The organism is Provencibacterium massiliense, assembly GCF_900169495.1.
GTDB lineage: Bacteria > Bacillota > Clostridia > Oscillospirales > Ruminococcaceae > Harryflintia > Harryflintia acetispora.
In genome coordinates, this window is record NZ_FWCH01000012.1 from 1,490,345 (window position 1) to 1,508,215 (window position 17,871).

Below are 17,871 nucleotides of genomic sequence, written 5' to 3' on the forward strand. Positions count from 1 at the left end.
CAAGCACATTATACATTTTGTGTGAAATCCTGTCAAGAAGGAAATTATTTTTTAGATAGTTTGCCGCTGTCTGCCGGGCGGCGCGCATGGATCCCCCTGCAAGGTTCCATAAAATTGCGGGCCGCTGAACTTGTCAACGGCCCGCGGCCAGCCGCCCGTATTCCCGCAGGGCGGCGTCTATTTTTCCACCAGGCTGTCGAAGAGGGCGCGGGTGCGCTCCCGGCGCGCCTTGGTTTCGTGCAGGTCCACCGTGAAGCTCCCGTCGTCGTGCTCTTTGAGCACGTCGCCCTCCCTGGCATAGGACGGCAGCCAGACCTTGGCAAAATCCTTCATCTTCCCGTCCTCGCCCTCGCAGACGGCGTATTCCCCTTCAAACCGGTCGATGACCCATGTTTTCATCCTGCTCCCGCCTTTCGTTAACGTTCAGTTTCAATGCGCAGCCTCTGCCCGTCGGTATAAAAACGCACCGTGCCGCAAAGATCGGTGCGCAGCACCTGGCAGCCCAGCTTCTGAAGCTTGTCCAGCGTCTCCTCGTGCGGATGGCCATACTTGTTGCCCAGCCCGCAGGAGATCCCCACCGCCTGCGGGGAGACCGCTTCGAGGAACTTCTGGCTCGAGGAGGTCGAGCTGCCGTGGTGTCCGGCGATCAGCACGTCGGCCGAAACCTCCCGGCCCAGGCGCAGCATATCCCGCTCCGACTCGAGCTCGGCATCCCCCTCGATCAAGAAGCCGCGTTCCCCAAAAGTCACCCGTGTGACCACCGAGGTGTTGTTGAGGTCCTGATACTGCGCGTTGGGCGCTTCGAGCTCAAAGATCGCCTCGCCCAGGTTGTATTGCGTGCCCGGCCGCGCGAGGGTGATCTTATACCCCTTTTTGGCGATCTCCTCGAGCAGGTCGGTATAGACCTTGGTGGTCGGCTCGAGTCCCTCGGGCAGGTCGCTCATAATGACCTTTCCGATCTCAAATTGCCGCACCACGTCTGCCATGCCGCCGATGTGATCGGCATGCGCGTGGGTGGCGATCAGGTAGTCGAGCTTTCGCACCCCCTGGCTTTCCAGGTAGCCGCAGACGAACTCTCCGTCGCCCCGCTCCCCCGCATCGATCAGCGCGCACTCCCCGCCGGGCGCGCGAAGGAAGACCGACAGCGCCTGCCCGACGTCCAGCATATGTACCTCGAATTCGCCCTCCCCACTCACCATCTTCTGCGACGCCGAGGGCGCGGTCACGTCGTAGCCGTAGAGGTCGCCGAGCGCATCCTTGATCTCCCCGAGGCCCGACAGCAGGCTCCATTGCGGCATGGACCTCTGCGCCGCCGCCATTCCGCCAACCGCCAGCACCACCACCGAGGCGATGATCAGGATTCCGCGAAGGGACTTAAAATTTCGTTTTTTCTTTCGCCTGGCCAACCGGCGTCACCTCCCGCGTTTTGCCTTGTTCGAGCGCCGCGGCTTCTGCACAGGGCGCTTTCCCCGCTGGCGCTGCCGCCCCTGCGCTTTCACCGGGGCGGCCCGGTGCTCCCGGGTATACTGCGCATCCGGCTCCACCAGGCAGTCGGGTCCCCGGCCGATCAGGTCCTCCCGGCGGATCGAGACCAGCGCCTCGATCACGGTGCGGCGGTTCTCCGGCTTAAAATATTGCAGGAGCGCGCGCTGCTGGCGCTTCTCCTGCGGGGTGCGCGGGACGTATACCGCTTCCCCGCTCATCGGGTCCAGCCCGGTGTAATACATGCAGGTCGAGGTGGTGCCGGGAGTGGGATAGAAATCCTGCACCTGCTCGGGGCGCATGCGGTGCCGGCGCAGAAAGAGCGCCAGGTCCACCGCGTCCTGAAGCCGGCTGCCCGGATGGGAGGACATCAGATAGGGGACGAGATACTGCTCCTTCCCCACTTTTTTGGTGATCCGGTAAAATTCCTTTTCAAACCGCTCATAGGTGGCGATGTGCGGCTTGCCCATCTTATCGAGCACATGGTCCGAGCAGTGCTCGGGCGCGACCTTGAGCTGCCCGCTGACGTGGTGCTCGATCAGCTCCTCCAGGAAGGCGCGGTCCCGCTCGAGCAGGATATAATCGAACCGCAGCCCCGAGCGCACGAACACCTTCTTGACCCCTTTAATGGCCCGCAGCTCGCGCAGCAGGCGCAGGTAGTCGCTGTGGTCCGGGTCCACCTGCTTGCAGGGGACGGGCGCCAGGCACTTGCGGCCCTTGCAGAGCCCGTGCTCGAGCTGACCCTGGCAGGAGGGGTGCCGAAAGTCTGCCGTCGGCCCGCCCACGTCGTGGATGTATCCCTTGAAGCGGGGATTCTTTACAAAGCCTTCGGCCTCTTTGAGCACCGACTCGTGGCTGCGCACCGCGATCTGCCGCCCCTGGTGGTAGGCGATCGAGCAGAAGTTGCAGTTGCCGAAGCACCCGCGGTTGTGCATGATCGAAAACTCGACCTCCTCGATCGCCTTGACCCCGCCGAGCGCCTCATACGAGGGATGGTAGTACCGCTCATAGGGCAGGGAAAAGACCCGGTCGAGCTGTTCGGTGGTGAGCACCGGCTGCGGCGGGGTCTGCACGACGTAGCGCTCGCCGTGGCGCTGGACGAGCGGCCTGCCGTAGGCGCTGTCCTGCTCGAGCATCTGCGCCTTGTGCGCCTTGGCGTAGGCGGCCTTGTCCTGCCGCACCTTTTCAAATGATGCGACGGTCACGTTGCCGGCCGGCAGGTCGGCGCCGCCGTCGAGATAACAGATCCCCCGGATGCCGCGCATATCCTTGAGAGCGGCCCCTTCATCGAGCCGCTGGGCGATCTCTAAAACCGCGTTCTCCCCCATCCCATAGATGAGCAGGTCGGCCCCGCTGGAGCAGAGAATTGATTCGCGCACCGCGTCGTCCCAGTAGTCGTAGTGCGCGAAGCGCCGCAAAGACGCCTCCACCCCGCCGATGATGATGATCGAATCGGGGAAGGCGCGCCGCAAAAGATGGCAGTAGACCTCCACCGCCCGGTCGGGGCGCGCCCCGGCGCGGTTGCCGGGGGTATAGGCGTCCTGGGAGCGGCGGCGCTTGGCGGCGGTGTAGTGGGCCACCATCGAGTCGATGTTGCCCGAATTGACGAGAAAGCCGAGCCGCGGGCGCCCCAGGCGGGCGACGTCCCGCCCGTCCCGGAAATCCGGCTGGGCGATCACCCCGACGCGGAAGCCCGCGGCCTCGAGCACCCGGGTGATGATGGCCGTGCCAAAGGAGGGGTGGTCGACGTAGGCGTCCCCCGTCACGCAGACAAAGTCGCACTGCTCCCAGCCCCGGGCCTCCATATCCTGTTTGTTGACCGGCAAAAACGCCATCGGGTTCCTCCTAAAACAAGCGCGCCCGCAGGCCGGGAGAGCCGGCCTGCGGGAGGGGCGCTATTCCTCTTGGTTTAGTTTCATTTCGTACCACTGCTCGCGGGTGATGAGCACCTGCCGGGGCTTCGAGCCCTCGAACGGGCCCACGACCCCCTTCTGCTCGAGCTCGTCGATGATCCGCGCCGCGCGCGCATAGCCGAGCTTCAGCTTGCGCTGGAGCATCGAGGTCGAGGCCTGGCCCATCTCGATCACGCACTCGATGGCGGCGGGGAGCATCTCGTCCTCCTCGTCGAAGCCGCCTCCGTCCCCGGAGGAGCCGGACTTTTCGCTCACGGCCTGCCGCTCGATCTCCTGCATGACCTCCTCGTCATAGGCGTGCTCCTCGCCGCTGCTCTTGACGAAGCCGACCACCTTGTCGACCTCCTGGTCGCTGACGAAGCACCCCTGCACCCGGATGGGCTTGGCCGCCCCGACGGGATAGAAGAGCATGTCGCCCCGCCCGAGCAGCTTCTCGGCCCCGCCCATGTCGAGGATGGTGCGGCTGTCCACCGACGAGGAGACCGCGAAGGCGATCCTCGAGGGGATGTTCGCCTTGATCACGCCGGTGATCACGTCCACCGACGGGCGCTGGGTGGCGATGACCAGGTGCATGCCCGCCGCGCGCGCCATCTGGGCCAGGCGGCAGATGTAGTCCTCCACCTCGTTGGGCGCGGCCATCATCAAATCGGCCAGCTCGTCGATGATGATGACGATCTGCGGCATCGGACTGAGCTCTTCCCTGGTCTGCGCCAGGCGGTTGAAGCCGCTGATGTCCCGCACCGAATTGTCCGCGAACATCTTATAGCGCTGGAGCATCTCGTTGACCGCCCAGGCCAGCGCCCCGGCGGCCTTCTTCGGGTCGGTGACCACCGGCACCAGCAGGTGGGGGATCCCGTTATAGACGCCGAGCTCGACCACCTTCGGGTCGACCATCAAGAGCTTTACCTCCTCGGGGGAGGATTTATAGAGCAGGGAGATGATGATCGAGTTGATACACACCGACTTGCCTGAGCCGGTCGCGCCCGCGATCAGCATGTGGGGCATCTTCGAGATGTCCGCCACCGTCACCCGGCCCGAGAGGTCCCGCCCGAGCGCCATGGTCAGCGGGCTCTTGGCGTCCACGAATTCGTTGGAGTCGATGATCTCCCGGATGTGGACCATCGAGACGTTCTTATTGGGGACCTCGATCCCGACGGCCGGCTTGTTGGGGATCGGCGCTTCGATGCGCACCCCGGCCGAGGCAAGATTTAGGGCGATGTCGTCGGCCAGGGAGGTGATTTTAGAGATCTTTACCCCCGCCGAGGGCTGCAGCTCGTAGCGGGTGACCGCGGGGCCCTTGGCGATGTCGATGATCCTGGTCTGCACCCCGAAGCTCTTGAGGGTGTCCACCAGCCGCTGGGCGTTGGCCTTGAGTTCCTCCGCGTCCAGGTCGTCCTTCTTGCGCTTGGGCTCGCTGAGCAGCGAAACGGGCGGGTAGGCGTACTCCTTGGGCGAGCCGAATTCCTCGGCGAAGCGCTCGTTGGCCCCCTTCGCCGCGACCTCGGCGCTGACGGCCGATAGCCCCGCCTCGAGCTTGCGCTCCACCGGGTCCTTCTTCGCCGCCTCGGGCGGCGCGTTTTCCTCCTCCGGTTCCCCGTGCCGCGGAAGCTCCTCCCCTTCGAGGATCTCCTCCCCGTTGGCCGAGCGGCGCAGGATCTCATTGATCACATCGTCGGTGCTCTGGGGCTTGTCCTCCCCGGCGGCCGGGGCGCTCTGGCGGAAATGCAGCACCGTGTCCTCCCCGACCTCGTCCTGTGAAATGTCCTCGAGATCCGGTTCCTCGGGCAGCTCGTCGGTGCGCACGTCGTCCAGGTCCCCGTCGAGCTGGATGTCAAACTCGAACCGGCCGGGGCGGGAGGCGCCCAGCAGGGTGGCCTTGGCCTCCTGCTGCTGTTCCAGCCGCTCGAGCGACTTGCGCGCGAAGCTCCCCTGCGCGCCGGCCCCCTCGTCCGCAGCAGCGGCCGGGACGGCGGCATCCTGCCACGGCAGGGAAGGCTCCACATCCGGCACGGGCGGGAAGGGACCGGCCGCCTTCGGCTCCCCACGGGAGGCGGCGGGCTGGTCCCCGTCCAGCGGGATATCCACATTGAAGCGCCCCTTGCCGGGGGAGGGCGGGGTGGCGTCCGGCGCGCTCTGGCGCTCCTGGATCCGCTCGGTATAGGTTTCGCCGATCTTCTGCACCGGCTTCATCGCGCCCCGGAACAGGCCGATCAGGGTTCCGCCGGTAAAGATCATCACAAACACGAAGATCAGCAGCACCACGATCACCTTGGCCCCCGACTCGCCGCACAGCGAGACCAGCGGCTGGCCGATCAGCCCGGAGACGAGGCCGCCGCCGTTTAAAAGCACCCCCTGGGCGAAAAGCTCCTTGATTTTATTCCACAGCCCCTGTTCTTTGAGCGGGCCGTAGGAGAAGATCTGCACCGCGGTGGAGACGAGGACGATGAGCGCCACGCTCTGCCAGACCTTGTGCCCCAGCTTGCCGATGGGCTTGTCGAGCGTCGCCATCACCGCTATGTAAATGAACGCCGGGGCGATCAAAATCCCCGCGAAACCGAACAGACCATAGAGCGTGTCGTGCAGCACCCGCCAAAAATTGTCCCCCTCGATGACGGACAGCGCACCCAAAAAGATGCCGATCGCAAAGAGGACGATCGCGCAAACCTGCTGCTTGGCGCGGGACATCTCCTGTTTTTGCTTGCGTGTCTCGGCGGCCTTCTGCGCCGGGGTTTTTCTTGCAGCCATCCGGGCTTCCCTCCCATTTTTCGTTCCTGCCGCGTGCTATCAGCCGAGCAGCATGCGCTGGATCGCGTGCCCGCTCAAAAGCTCGACAATGCCGATCACCGTCACGACCGAGCCAAGCGCTAGGGTATACCACGCGAAATATTTAAACTTGTCGGTGCGCACCACCCACTGCACCATCTTGATGGCGATGATCCCGAAGACCACGGCGGCCGCCACCCCGATGAGCACCGGCACGAGCGGCAGCTCAAAGCTGCCGGACCCCAGCGCCTCGCCGAGCTCGAGCACATTGGCGCCGAGCACCGCGGGGATCCCCATGATGAAGGAGAAGGTCACCGCGTACTGGCGGTCGAGCCCCATCAGCATGCCGGCGGCCACCGTCGACCCCGAGCGCGAGACCCCGGGCAGCGGGGCGATCCCCTGCGCGACCCCGATCACGAGCGCGTCGCGAAAGCGCATCTCCCGCGCCGTCTTGCGCCCCTTCCGGGAGCGGTCGGCCAGGGTGAGCAGGATTCCGGTCACGATCAGGCAGAGCCCCTCGACGGTGATGTCGTTGTCGCTCGAGAGCGATGCGTAAAAATCCTTAAAGAGGATGAAAAAGCAAAGCGGCAGCAGCGAGACGATCAGCAGCAGGATCATCCGCTGGCTGGGATTTGCCTGGCTGAGCCTGAACCTGCCCGTGAAAATCTCCCCGAGCATGTGGAAGAACTCGACGACCAGCTCGAGGATGGTCTTCCAGAACGCGATGAAAACCGCGATCAGCGTGCCAAGGTGGAGCAGCACGGTGAAGAGCAGCCCGCTCTCCCCCGACAGCCCGGTAAAGTACTGGAAGATGGACAGGTGCCCGGAACTGGAGATGGGCAGAAACTCGGTCAATCCCTGCAGCGCGCCCTGCAAAAGGGCCTGTAATCCGCTCAAATGAAGTACCTCTCTCACATATGTATTCCCGGGCCGCGGCCCGGTCAGAATATTTATATTCCGTTTTTGGCCTGCTTACCACCCGGCCGGCGGTAGGTGGCGCCGGGTGAAAAGCGCTCGTCGAGATAGACGCGCGGGTCGGTCGAGACCACCTGGGTGATCTCGAGCCCCTCCCGCCCTTCGCGTCCGAGCAGCATTCCCCCCTCGAACTCGACGCAGGAGAGCTGCGGCTCTGTATCCGGCGGCAGCAGCTGCCAGAGCGGAGCGACGGAATGAAGGATCATTTTCCCTTCGCCCCCTTCTTTTTGGGCTCCTTTGCGGGCTCGTCTTCTTTCCCGGGCCCGTCCTCTTTTTTGGGGCCCAGCTCCTCGATCTGGCGGTAGAGCTCGGCCACCGCGTCGGCGAGCCCGCCCAGGGAGTCGATCAGCCCCTCCTCGACCGCCTTGTCCCCGTCAAGCACGGTGCCGATGTCCATCACCAGCTCGCCCGAGTTCATCATCAGCTGCTTGAAGCGGTCGGGAGAAATCTGCGAATTGTCGCAGACAAAGCGGATGATCCGCTCCTGCATGCGGTCGAAATAGCTGAGCGTCTGCGGCACGCCGAGCACCAGCCCGTTCATGCGCACCGGATGGACGGTCATGGTCGCCGAGGGGGCGATGAAGGAATGCTTGGCGCTGACCGCCAGCGGCACCCCGATCGAATGCCCGCCCCCGAGCACCAGCGAGACGGTGGGCTTCTTCATCCCGGCGATCAGCTCGGCGATGGCGAGCCCCGCCTCCACATCGCCCCCGACGGTGTTGAGGATGATGATCAGCCCCTCGACCTCGGGGTCCTGCTCGATGGCCACCAGCTGGGGGATGACATGCTCGTACTTGGTGGTCTTGTTCTGCGAGGGGAGGATGTAATGCCCCTCCACCTGCCCGACGATGGTCAGGCAGTGGATGACGTGCTTGCCCTTCGAGTGGGTGAGCGAGCCGGTCTCCACGATCTGCTCGCTCTGCTCCTTGGTTAAGGAAACGTCGTCCTGCTGCTCCTCGTCCTGCTGCTTATCCTCATTTTTGAGGGAATGGCTTTTTTTATCCTTCTCTTCTGCCACGCGGCACACCTCCAATGCTGCCTCCCGGAGGGAAGCGCTTCACCGCTTAGTGTGCCAAGCGCGGGGCCGATTATGCCGCCCCAGGGAGGCAAAAAAGAGAGGCTGTCCAAAAAAATATTATACCGCAAAGAAGCCTTTGCGTCAAACAAAACCCTTCCCTCCCGAGCGACAAAAAGGGCGGTTTCCCGCCCTTTTATGGCCCGTGTTTTTCAGTATCCGCGGTGGTCGGAGAGGGAATCGTCCTTGACCACCCACTCGTCCATCACCACGTAGGTGCGATAGCTTTGCTTGTCGTCCCGCACGATGACCGTCGAGATCCCGGCGTTGATGATCAGCCGCCTGCACATCGAACAGGGCAGCGCCCCGCGGGAATATTCCCCGGAGTCGTATTCGATCCCCACCAGGTAGAGGGTGCTGCCGATCATCTGGTCGCGCGGCGCGTTGATGATGGCGTTGGCCTCGGCATGGACCGACCGGCAGAGCTCATACCGTTCCCCGGCCGGCACGCCGAGCCGCTTGCGGGTGCAGTACCCAAGGTCGCTGCAGTTGGCCCGCCCGCGCGGCGCGCCGACATATCCGGTGGCAATGATCGCATCGTTTTGCACGATGATCGCCCCGAAGTTGCGGCGCAGGCAGGTGCCCCGGCTGGCCACCGTCTCGGCAATGTCCAAATAATAGTTGATCTTGTCTCTGCGCTCCGGCACAAAAATCGCCTCCGTTCGTCTTATACAGCGCTTTTTCGCTGCCTTTTTTATCATCATATAATAAACGGGGCCCACATGCAAACAAAATCGTCCAATTTATGCTATAATTAAAAAAATCGTCACATTCGGTTCATGAAAATTCGGAGGACAGATATGCCAAACCTTTCCAACATCGGGGTGATCCGCGAGGTGCTCGCCCGCCATGGCTTCACCTTTTCCAAGGCGCTGGGGCAAAATTTTCTCATCAACCCCTCGGTTTGCCCGCGTATGGCCGAGGCCGCCCACGCCGCGCCGGGATACGGAATCCTCGAGATCGGCGCCGGGATCGGGGTGCTGACCGCCGAGCTGGCCGCGCGCGCCGAGCGGGTGGTCTGCGTGGAAATTGACGGGCGGCTGCTGCCGGTGCTGGAGGAAACCCTGTCCGATTTCGACAACGTCGAAATCGTTAACGAGGACGTGCTCAAGATCGACCTGCACGCCCTGATCCGTGAGCGGTTCGCGGGGCTGCAAGTCGCGGTGGCGGCAAACCTGCCCTACTACATCACCTCGCCCATCGTGATGAAGCTGCTCGAGGAGCGCCTGCCCATCGAGTCGATCACCGTGATGGTGCAAAAGGAGGCGGCCACCCGCCTGTGCGCCGCGCCCGGCGAGCGGGCCTGCGGGGCCGTCTCGCTGGCGGTGCAGTACTACAGCTCTCCCGAAATCCTCTTCCCGGTCTCCCGCGGGTCCTTCCTGCCCGCGCCGAATGTGGACAGCTGCGTCATCCGTCTGACCCTGCGCAGGGAAGCGCCCATCGCGCTGGAAAACGAGGCGTTTTTCTTTTCCGTGGTGCGCGCCGCCTTTTCCCAGCGGCGCAAGACCATCCTCAACACCCTGAGCAGCGGCCTAAAAATCCCCAAGGGCGAGCTCGGCCCCCTCCTGGAGGAATGCCGCGTCTCCCCTTCTGCGCGTGCCGAGGCGCTCACCCTCGAGCAGTTCGGCGCGCTGGCCAACGCCCTGTACGCGTACCGGCACTAGCCCTCCCAGCCGGCTGGACGGCGCAGCCTTGGCGGCAGGCGGGTGGTCTTGTCCCCCTTGGCGGCGGCCAGCTGCCCCTGGGTGAGGAAGCACGCTTCATGCAGGTCCGCCCCGCGCAGATCGCAGTCCCGCAGGTCCGCTCCGCAGAGGTTGGCTCCATAGAGATTGCAGTCCCGCAGGTCGGCGGCGATCAGCAGCGCCATGCTCATATCCCGCCCGCAAAGGCTCTGCCCGCGCAGGCTGCGCCCGGCATAATCCATCCGCTTCCTGCCAGGCGCCGCCGGGCCCGCCTCCCCGCAGACGAGCGCCCCGGCGCTTTGCAGCACCCGGCTGACCCGTCCGTGATATTTTCCGAGGCCGGGAGAGGGCTGCCGCGCCAGCTCGTCGCCCTCGGCAATCAGCGCCGCAGCCTCCTCCCAGAGGGAATGCGCGGGTAACAGGGAGAGCGTCTCGCCCAGCAGCCAGAGCATCTGGTGCAGCCGGTAAACGGCGAGGAAGCGCGCGAACAGCGCGTCTTTCAGCGCCGGGTCGCTTCGCCAGTCCCGGCCGGGATAGTACCCGCTCACCCGCTGGCCGGCTCCGAAGCAGTCGAAGGCCATGCAGCCGTGCAGCCCCTTTTGCCCCAGCCGCGCGTGGACGGCGCAGCGAAAGTCCCCGCCGAGGTAGCGGCAGGGCTCCCCTGCCGCCTTGTCCGCAGGGAACCCGTCGCAGCGGGAGAAGGCCAGGGCGGCGCAGCACAGGCCCTGACAGTTTTTGCAGTCGATCGCAAGCCGTGCGCTGAGCTGTGGGCACGGGTCCGGGCGGTGGATCCCCCTCATTTGGCGCCCTCCTCTCGAAGAATTTTTTTCAGTATAACACATCCGCACAAAAAACACACCGGCAACCCGGAGCATTGAGGCCCCGGCGTCGCCGGTGTATTTTTAATGGAATAAGCATGATCCATGCGGGCCGCTTGCGGGGCCCGCGGGCAGGTAAGCCAACGCCCGACGTCACAGCGGCCGGTTTTAATCTTCCATGCCCAGAAGCCAAAGGACGGAAACGCCCAACACCCTGGAAAAGGCGACCAGCTGCTTGTCAGTCACGGCGGAGAGGCCCTGCTCGATCTTTCCCACCGAGCTGAAAGTCAGCTCGATCCCCTCCTCACGCAGCTTTGCGCTCACCTGGCTTTGGGTCGCCGGCGGCTTGAGCGCCAAACGCGCCTGCCGGATGCGGTCGCCCACCAGGTTGCGGTCGCCCACCATCCTGGTGCTTAAAACTCCTTTCATTTTAACCCCACCTACACTATATTTGTTTATCCGCCGGGGCCCTCCCAAAAGACAGCTAAAATCCAAAGGGCGCCTCTTTGCCGGCGGAACAAACCGATATTTCTTCGTCCGGGCGGTTCCTACCTCCGGTCCGGACCAGGAAAAAGTATCCCCCATCGCTTCTTCCTTCTGTGGGTATACTACAACAATTATGGGTCGATTGTCAAGGAAGCGACCTCCCGCAAACCGCTTGACGGTGCGCCTCGCGTGGGGTGCGAGCTAATTTCCTAGCAAATATTGGCCAGCCCAAAGTGCAAACTTTGCCACCCCTGTAAAGCGAGGCTCCCTTTTGCGCCCCGGCGCCCATCGGCCCATGCGCTTTCCGGGTCTGCCCTTTAGGGCCTGCCGCCGGCCACAAAACACAAAAAAAATCCCGCCGCGGCAAATATCGCCGCGGCGGGACGCCAGACAGAAAATCACGGGAGGTATCCCATCGGGTTCACCTTGCTTCCGCCTACCCGTATCTCAAAGTGGCAGTGGTTGCCCGTCGAATTGCCGGTGCTGCCCACATAGCCGATGACCTGCCCTTGCTCCACCGTCTCCCCGACTCCCACCGCCAGGGCGCTCATATGCGCGTAGAGGGTCTGCACGCCGTCGCCGTGATTGATCATCACATGCCGGCCGTACCCGCTGGCGGAATAGGTCGCCATCACCACCGTGCCGGGCGCGGAGGCGATAATCGGCGAGCCGTAGGGCGCCGCGATGTCGATTGCCCCGTGCCCGTAGTAGCCGTAGTAGCCGTTGGAGACATAGGCCCTCGCGCTCACCACCGGCCAGACGAAGTTGGAGGACACGGTGCCCGAGGAGTAGACCCCCGGCGTCTGGGCGAAGAGCTTGGTCCCGACCGAGACCTGCTCGCTGACCGCCTCGCGCAGCGGGGTGCGGCTCAGCACATTGCACTCGGTCTCCACATCGTCCACATAGGTCACCGAGGCGCGCACCCGCGCGAGACCATTCTCGCCCTCGCGGGTCACCTTGCGCTGGCCCTTGAGCAGCGAACTATCCTCGCTCGTCTCGGTGGAGTAGGGGATCTCTTCCTCATAGGTCTCGACCCGGCTAATCTTCACCGACATATAGGGCTGCGCCCGGTCCACCACCACCTCATCCCCGATCAGGAGGGATTCCTCGATCCCGGGGTTGTTGCGCAGCAGCTGGCGCAGCGGGATGCCGAAGCGTTCGGCGATCAGCGACGGGGAGTCCCCCGCCTCGACGGTGTAAACCACCTCGCCCTGCACCTCGCGGTCGATCAGGGAGCCGATGGTCTCCCCATCCACCACGCGGCCCTCGGGGTAGAGCCCCTCGACCACCTTGACGCTTCGCACGAAGCTCACCGTTTCGGTCGGGTCGTCGGTCCGGTAGCGGTCCTGCAGCCCGGCCAGCAGGGTGGGCAGGGTGTTCTTCTGCGCCACCGCGCCGATCAGGCTACCGTCCACATAGAGGCCGAAGGCCTCTGTGATGTCGTTGTCCGAGGCGGCGATGATCTTGTCGCTCAGGGCGTACTCGTCCAGCAGCGGGTCGCTCTCCCCGACCGGGATCAGCTCGAAATTCGCGCTGAAGTCGATCGGGGTCCCCTGCTGGGAGCCCTGCAGCTTGGCCTCGACCTGGCTGACCGCCCGGTCGTAGACCGCCTCGTTTTTGATCAGTCCCACCGTCTCGCCGGCATAGGCCACCCGCAGCGCATACTGCTGCCGTCCCACCAGCTGCACATTCTGCCACAGCAGCAGGATGGCCGCGATGGGCAGCGCCAAGTTGACGATAGTGCGCAGCAGCGGGAAGAGCTGGCGCAGCAGCTCAAGGCCGGCGCGCCCGAAGGTGCGCAGCCCCTCGCGCCCCCGGCCGGAGCGCATCTGTTCGGCGGCGACGCGCACCGAACCAAAGGTGCGCCCCGCCCGCAGACGCTGCCGCTGCAGCGAACGGCGCAGCCGGTGCAGAAGGTGGGAAAGCGCCGGCGGGAGCGCGCGTGCAAAGTCAATCAGGCGCAGCTCGGCCCGGCGCACATGTCGCGAGACGAAGCGCACCACGCCCTCAAGCAGCTCCTGGGTAAAGAGACCGACCAGATAACAGTACTTATAAACGATCGCGTAAAGCAGGACCGCTATTTTTTCAAGTAGTTCTCTTGCGCTCATCTTCTCCTCCATGCCGCCACCGTCATTGTCTCAAGCGCCGGCGCGTGTGACGCACATCCGGGAACCGGCCGTCCGTGCGGCATATTGGGTCGAAAAATTTGGCCGCCCGCGCGGCCGGATGTTTTGCGGGGATGTATCAGGATCGCACAGCAAATTTTCACAGGGGGCCCGGGCCGTTCCGGGGGCTTACGAACCCCGGCATCATAGCATACCGGCGGGGATGCTGTCAAACGGCGGGGAATGGGGTCACTTGAGCCCCAACGCCTTTTTAAGCGTCTTCTCGTTGTTGTGCACGTAAATCTGCGAGGTCATTGAGATGTCGGCATGGCCGAGCACCTTCTGGATGGAATAGATGTCCACCCCGCGGTCGCGCAGCAGCGTGCCATAGGTGTGGCGCAGCTCGTGCGGATTGAGGATCGGGACGTTCGGGTGGCGGCGGGCAAACGCCTCCATAAAGGGGCGGTAGGTGCGCCGCGACCAGTTGTTGGGAGAGTTAATCTCCCCATAGCGGTTCGGGAAGACGAAGGGCGAGGTCTGCGGCAGGGAGGCCAATATCCTTTTCAGCTCGCTGTCAAACGGGATGGCCCGCACGCTGGTCTTGGTCTTGGGCGGCCCGATGAGCACCTTATCGTGCACATCCGCCGCCGCGCGGGAGATGTGGATGATGCCGCCCCGGAAATCGATGTCCTTCCACATCAGCGCCACCAGCTCGCCGCGGCGCATGCCGGTCTTGAGCAGGGTGATGATCGACGCGCCCTTGGGATGGGTCTTGGCAAAGTCGATAAGCGTCTGCGCCTCGCGCTTTGAATAGACCCGCTTCGGACGGCAGGGAAGCCCCGGCGGGGTGGGGATGTTGCGCACCGGATTGCTCTGGCAGATCCCGTTGTCCACCGCACGGTCAAAGATGGCATAGACCACCGCCTTGACCTTGCGCATGGTGGAATCCGAATAGATCTGGGCCTCGGTCATCAGGGCGTTCTGGATGTCCAGCGGGGTGATGTCCCGCACCGGCGTGTCCTCGAAATGCCGGTTGAGGTGGTTAAACACGATGTTGCGGTAGGTGACGTGGTAGGTGTTGGGCCTCACGCGGCCCCGTTTATAGGTCTCCAGCCAGAGCGCGCTCCACTCGGAAAAGCTGACGTCCTTGCTCGGCAGGTCCTGCAGCTGGACGGGGACGCTGGAAGAGACATAGTTATACTTGCCGTCCTCCAGCAGTTCCTCGATCCCCTCCGGATCGGGAACGACGACCCTGGTGTTGGTGAGCTCTTCTTTGGCGGGGGCGGAGATGATCCGAAAACGTCGGCCAATGTAGGAGAACTGGCTTTCAAATTCGAACAGCTGCTGCCGGCGCAGCATGGACATAAAATCGATGTAGGATACGCCTTTCTTGCTTCGGCGGGCGGGCTTGTAATGCGTGTAACACAGGCGGTATTCCCGGGTGACGTGCATGGGCACATAGCTCGGGAGCAGCGAGGACCTCTTTACGCTCAAATTCAGAGAGCTCGCTATGCGGTTTTTGATCTCGGCCATATTAATGCTACCCCATTTCTCGTATTTTGGCATATAGGTAGTCTTAATAGGCTGGGGATGGGGATGGCAGGGATGTAAAGCGGCCCGTGCGAAGAAAGGCTTGCTGCGCGAAAATTTGCCCTGCCGCTCCCACAGGGAGCGGGCGCGTCCGGGCACTGGCCGGCGTTTTGCACCGTCACGGCCATGCACCCAATTTACCACGTTTAAGCCTCAAATTCAATTTTATTTGTTGAATAAATTTAAATATTCCTTTAAAAATTGCAATTTAGACCGTATTTCCTGTATAATAGAGTCGGTCATCCATATAAATGGCCATTCCCTTCTGGACGTTTCGCGCCGGTTTCGCCGCACGAACGGCCACCTTAAAACCACCCCCTTTTACGAAGGAGGACAACAAATGCGCAAATCATTCCTGCTTCCCCTCGCGCTGGGGCTCTGCCTGCTCTACGGCTGTGGGGGGCCGCACACCGGCAAGCTCAGCCGGGAGGACCTGCCCGACGTGCCGGTCGAAAATATCGTGGCGATCAATGTGGAGTCGGACAAGGGAAACATCCATATCGTCCCCTCTTCCGGAAAGATCATCCAGATGGAGGCCGAATACGCCATCACCGCCCCGGAGCGCAGCCGCCGCACCCTGATCGAGCAGAACGTGCGGGTCACCACCGACAACAGCGACCCGAGTCTGCTTTCCATCTACTCCGAGCCGGGACAGAGCTTAACGCTCAAGGAGGGCGAGGACGTATCGGTGGACCTGACCATCAAGGTGCCCGACGGGATCGGCAGCGTGGTCGTCCAGTCGGGCAGCGGAGACATCCTGGTGGAGAAAATGGACTGCGCCTTTTCGATCATCTCGAACAACGGCTCGGTTACAGTCAAAAAGAGCTCCTTCAGCGGAAAGAGCTCCATCACGAGCCTGGTCGGGGATATCGACGTGCAGCTAAACAACATCGCCGCCGCCGAGGAGATCCGCCTGAGCTCGGACGTTGGGAACATCAAGTTCAAGATCCCCCGTTCCTCCTCCTACAACCTGGTGATGGAGGAGCTCGGCCAGCAGGGCATCCCCTTTAAAAACAAGGACGAAAAGACCAAGATCAACCTCTCGACCAAGGTCGGTTCGATCGACTTCAAGAAGTAATACTGCCCCCCGAAATGATGGAGCATTTGCTTTTCGGCGGCAAACAAGAAAGACCGTTAGCTAAGGTAGCTAACGGTCATCTTTTTGCGTTTTTTTGGAAGGAGGCTCGAAAGATTTCGTCGATTTCCTCCCTGTTTGTCCTAATTATATCCTGTTCTGGTACAGATTTCAAGTGAAATCTTCCCTTTCCCACCCCCACCCCCGGAGCGAAAGACCGCAAGCTACCTTATCTACTGGTCTTTTATTCTTAAGGGGGAAGTCAAATGAAGAAATTCCTAACCGCGTTCCTGCCCGCTCTGGCGATACTTACTTTCTGCGGGTTTTCCGTGCAGGAAAACCCACAGGAGTATTACGCCTCCCTGCTTGGGCAGGGGATCATCACCGCGCAGGAGTATGAGCTGCTCGAGCGGTATGATTTCGAGCTGCCCGAACGCGAGCAGCTCCCACTCGACGGGTTCGTGATCGGGGAGATCACCACCTGTGCGATCGGTGAGCAGGGATGACGGGCCGGGCAGGGCGCCTGCGCCGGCTGTTGGCTGCTTCGCTGGCGGCGGGTGTTTTCCTGATCACCTCCAGCGCCGGGGCGGCGCAGAGCGGGGTCATCGTGACGGTGCAGGATAACTACCGGGCGGACTACGGGGTGACCATTCCCTTCACCCGCTCGCCGCGCACCACCGACTACACCTTCTCGCTCTACGAGGGCGGCAGCGCCGCCGGGGCTCCGGTGGTCAGCGCGAAGGTGGAGATGACGGCGGCGCAGGAGGACGTTTACCTGCCGCTGGCCTATGACATCACCGGGCCGCAGAGCTACACCCTGAAAATTGAAGCGCGCCCGCTGCCGGGCCGGATCGGGACGGACACGGCGGCGGCGCGGGAATTCTCCTTCACCACCAAGCCGACCTGCGGGTGCGCTTCAGGGACGGCGGGCGCGTTCTACCGGGGGAGCGGGAGCGCGGCGGACCCCTTCTATGTCGGCTCGCAGCAGCAGCTCGCGCATGTGGGAGCGCACAGCGCGGCGAACATCTACCAGGACCGGGACATTGCCCTCTCGGGCAACTGGGCGCCGATCGCTTCCTTTTCCGGCACTTATGACGGGGGCGGGCACAAGGTCACCGGGCTCAAGGTAAACGAAGCTGATACCGGCGGACTGTTCAGCCGTCTTGAGGGGGCCACGGTTCAAAACCTCGCGTTGGAGTCCGTAACCGTAAAAGGTAATACTGTCGCCGCGTCACTGGCGGCCCATGCGGAGAATAATTCCTTCATCTCGAATTGCTGCGCCACCGGCCGGGTGGAGGATCAGGGCGACTTTATCTGGCCTGAGCGGGGCGGCCTGATCGGGCATCTCAGTCAATCGACCATAGAAAACTGCTATTTTGCCGGGGTCGTTTCTTCCTCCTACGGTACAACTGCCGATGTAAGATGGATCGGCGGGATCGCCGCGGTCGCGCGCAACCGCTGTACCATCCGGCAGACCTGGAACCTGACCGAATACCAAGTATCCGCTTCCAATGATGGGTCCGCCGAACGGATGTCGGGCGGCGTTGCCGGGGACATCTCCCTTCAGGACAGCCAAAACAATTTTTTCCCCGGCTCGATCACCTCCTCGGCTAATTACTGGGGGGCGAGCGGGACGGGTGGCCCGACCCACGGGATCGCGAACACCTCAAACAATCCGACGGCCGATAATTTCTCAGATGACGGCTGCACGCAAATCTCCTCCTTTTCCTCCCTTCCGGCGGATTTCGACCCGTCCGTCTGGGAGATGGGCACCGTCACCGTCCCCACCCTGTCGGGCGGCAGCAAGACTGTTGCCGCCCCGGTTCTCAAAGTGTTCCAGCCCTGAATCATCATCTCGCAAAAAAACGGCGGCCCGCTTTTGGCGGGCCGCCGTTTTTATGTATGCC

16 protein-coding genes are annotated in these 17,871 nt (G+C 62.9%); 4 read left to right on the plus strand and 12 right to left on the minus strand.

The window, feature by feature from the left end; all coding sequences use genetic code 11:
* Positions 1-177: 177 nt before the first annotated feature.
* From B5477_RS12195 to B5477_RS12230, 8 genes are all read right to left on the minus strand, one after another.
* A complete protein-coding gene (locus tag B5477_RS12195) occupies positions 178-399 on the minus strand; it encodes a DUF3006 domain-containing protein (protein ID WP_079699940.1) in 222 nt (73 codons plus the stop codon).
* A 17-nt stretch (positions 400-416) separates the two neighbouring features.
* Entirely contained in the window at positions 417-1,406 is a 990-nt protein-coding gene (locus B5477_RS12200) for a ComEC/Rec2 family competence protein (RefSeq protein WP_079699941.1), read from the minus strand.
* A gap of 6 nt (positions 1,407-1,412) precedes the next feature.
* Entirely contained in the window at positions 1,413-3,317 is a 1,905-nt protein-coding gene (locus tag B5477_RS12205; protein WP_079699942.1) for a YgiQ family radical SAM protein, read from the minus strand.
* Positions 3,318-3,377: 60 nt separating this feature from the next.
* The gene (locus B5477_RS12210) at positions 3,378-6,140 is read right to left on the minus strand and encodes an FtsK/SpoIIIE family DNA translocase (RefSeq protein ID WP_242942196.1); all 2,763 of its coding nucleotides are present in this window, start codon (positions 6,138-6,140) and stop codon (positions 3,378-3,380) included.
* 39 nt (positions 6,141-6,179) lie between these two features.
* Positions 6,180-7,055 carry an undecaprenyl-diphosphate phosphatase gene (locus B5477_RS12215; RefSeq protein WP_159449037.1) on the minus strand — a complete coding sequence of 292 codons (876 nt, stop codon included), beginning with the start codon at positions 7,053-7,055 and terminating at the stop codon, positions 6,180-6,182.
* Positions 7,056-7,108: 53 nt separating this feature from the next.
* Complete coding sequence (locus tag B5477_RS12220) at positions 7,109-7,339, minus strand: YlzJ-like family protein (RefSeq protein ID WP_079699944.1); 231 nt, start codon at positions 7,337-7,339, stop codon at positions 7,109-7,111.
* Entirely contained in the window at positions 7,336-8,151 is an 816-nt protein-coding gene (locus B5477_RS12225) for a ClpP family protease (RefSeq protein WP_079700485.1), read from the minus strand. Before B5477_RS12225 ends, B5477_RS12220 begins: the two co-directional genes overlap by 4 nt.
* Positions 8,152-8,360: 209 nt before the next feature.
* Positions 8,361-8,855 carry a deoxycytidylate deaminase gene (locus B5477_RS12230; protein WP_242942197.1) on the minus strand — a complete coding sequence of 165 codons (495 nt, stop codon included), beginning with the start codon at positions 8,853-8,855 and terminating at the stop codon, positions 8,361-8,363.
* 153 nt (positions 8,856-9,008) lie between these two features.
* On the opposite strand from B5477_RS12230, the gene rsmA reads away from it, so the two are divergent.
* Positions 9,009-9,872, plus strand: coding sequence for a 16S rRNA (adenine(1518)-N(6)/adenine(1519)-N(6))-dimethyltransferase RsmA (gene rsmA / locus B5477_RS12235; RefSeq protein WP_079699945.1), 864 nt, complete (start codon positions 9,009-9,011; stop codon positions 9,870-9,872).
* On the opposite strand, the gene B5477_RS12240 is transcribed toward rsmA, so the two are convergent.
* The 4 genes from B5477_RS12240 to B5477_RS12255 all read right to left on the minus strand — a co-directional run bounded on the left by B5477_RS12240 (position 9,869) and on the right by B5477_RS12255 (position 14,832).
* Positions 9,869-10,690: a pentapeptide repeat-containing protein gene (locus tag B5477_RS12240; protein ID WP_079699946.1), complete on the minus strand. Its 822-nt coding sequence runs from the start codon at positions 10,688-10,690 to the stop codon at positions 9,869-9,871. The genes rsmA and B5477_RS12240 overlap by 4 nt on opposite strands.
* 186 nt (positions 10,691-10,876) lie before the next feature.
* Entirely contained in the window at positions 10,877-11,137 is a 261-nt protein-coding gene (locus B5477_RS12245) for a helix-turn-helix domain-containing protein (RefSeq protein ID WP_079699947.1), read from the minus strand.
* A gap of 455 nt (positions 11,138-11,592) precedes the next feature.
* Positions 11,593-13,302, minus strand: a complete 1,710-nt coding sequence (locus tag B5477_RS12250; RefSeq protein WP_159449038.1) for a peptidoglycan DD-metalloendopeptidase family protein — start codon at positions 13,300-13,302, stop codon at positions 11,593-11,595.
* A 246-nt stretch (positions 13,303-13,548) separates the two neighbouring features.
* Positions 13,549-14,832: a tyrosine-type recombinase/integrase gene (locus B5477_RS12255; protein WP_159449039.1), complete on the minus strand. Its 1,284-nt coding sequence runs from the start codon at positions 14,830-14,832 to the stop codon at positions 13,549-13,551.
* Between the two features lie 397 nt (positions 14,833-15,229).
* Between B5477_RS12255 and B5477_RS12260 the strand changes: the two genes are divergently transcribed.
* The 3 genes from B5477_RS12260 (at position 15,230) to B5477_RS12270 (ending at position 17,810) form a co-directional block, all read left to right on the plus strand.
* Complete coding sequence (locus B5477_RS12260) at positions 15,230-15,967, plus strand: DUF4097 family beta strand repeat-containing protein (protein ID WP_079699950.1); 738 nt, start codon at positions 15,230-15,232, stop codon at positions 15,965-15,967.
* Positions 15,968-16,230: 263 nt separating this feature from the next.
* A complete protein-coding gene (locus tag B5477_RS12265) occupies positions 16,231-16,470 on the plus strand; it encodes a hypothetical protein (RefSeq protein ID WP_079699951.1) in 240 nt (79 codons plus the stop codon).
* The gene (locus B5477_RS12270; protein WP_079699952.1) at positions 16,467-17,810 is read left to right on the plus strand and encodes a M26 family metallopeptidase; all 1,344 of its coding nucleotides are present in this window, start codon (positions 16,467-16,469) and stop codon (positions 17,808-17,810) included. Before B5477_RS12265 ends, B5477_RS12270 begins: the two co-directional genes overlap by 4 nt.
* Positions 17,811-17,871 lie beyond the last annotated feature (61 nt).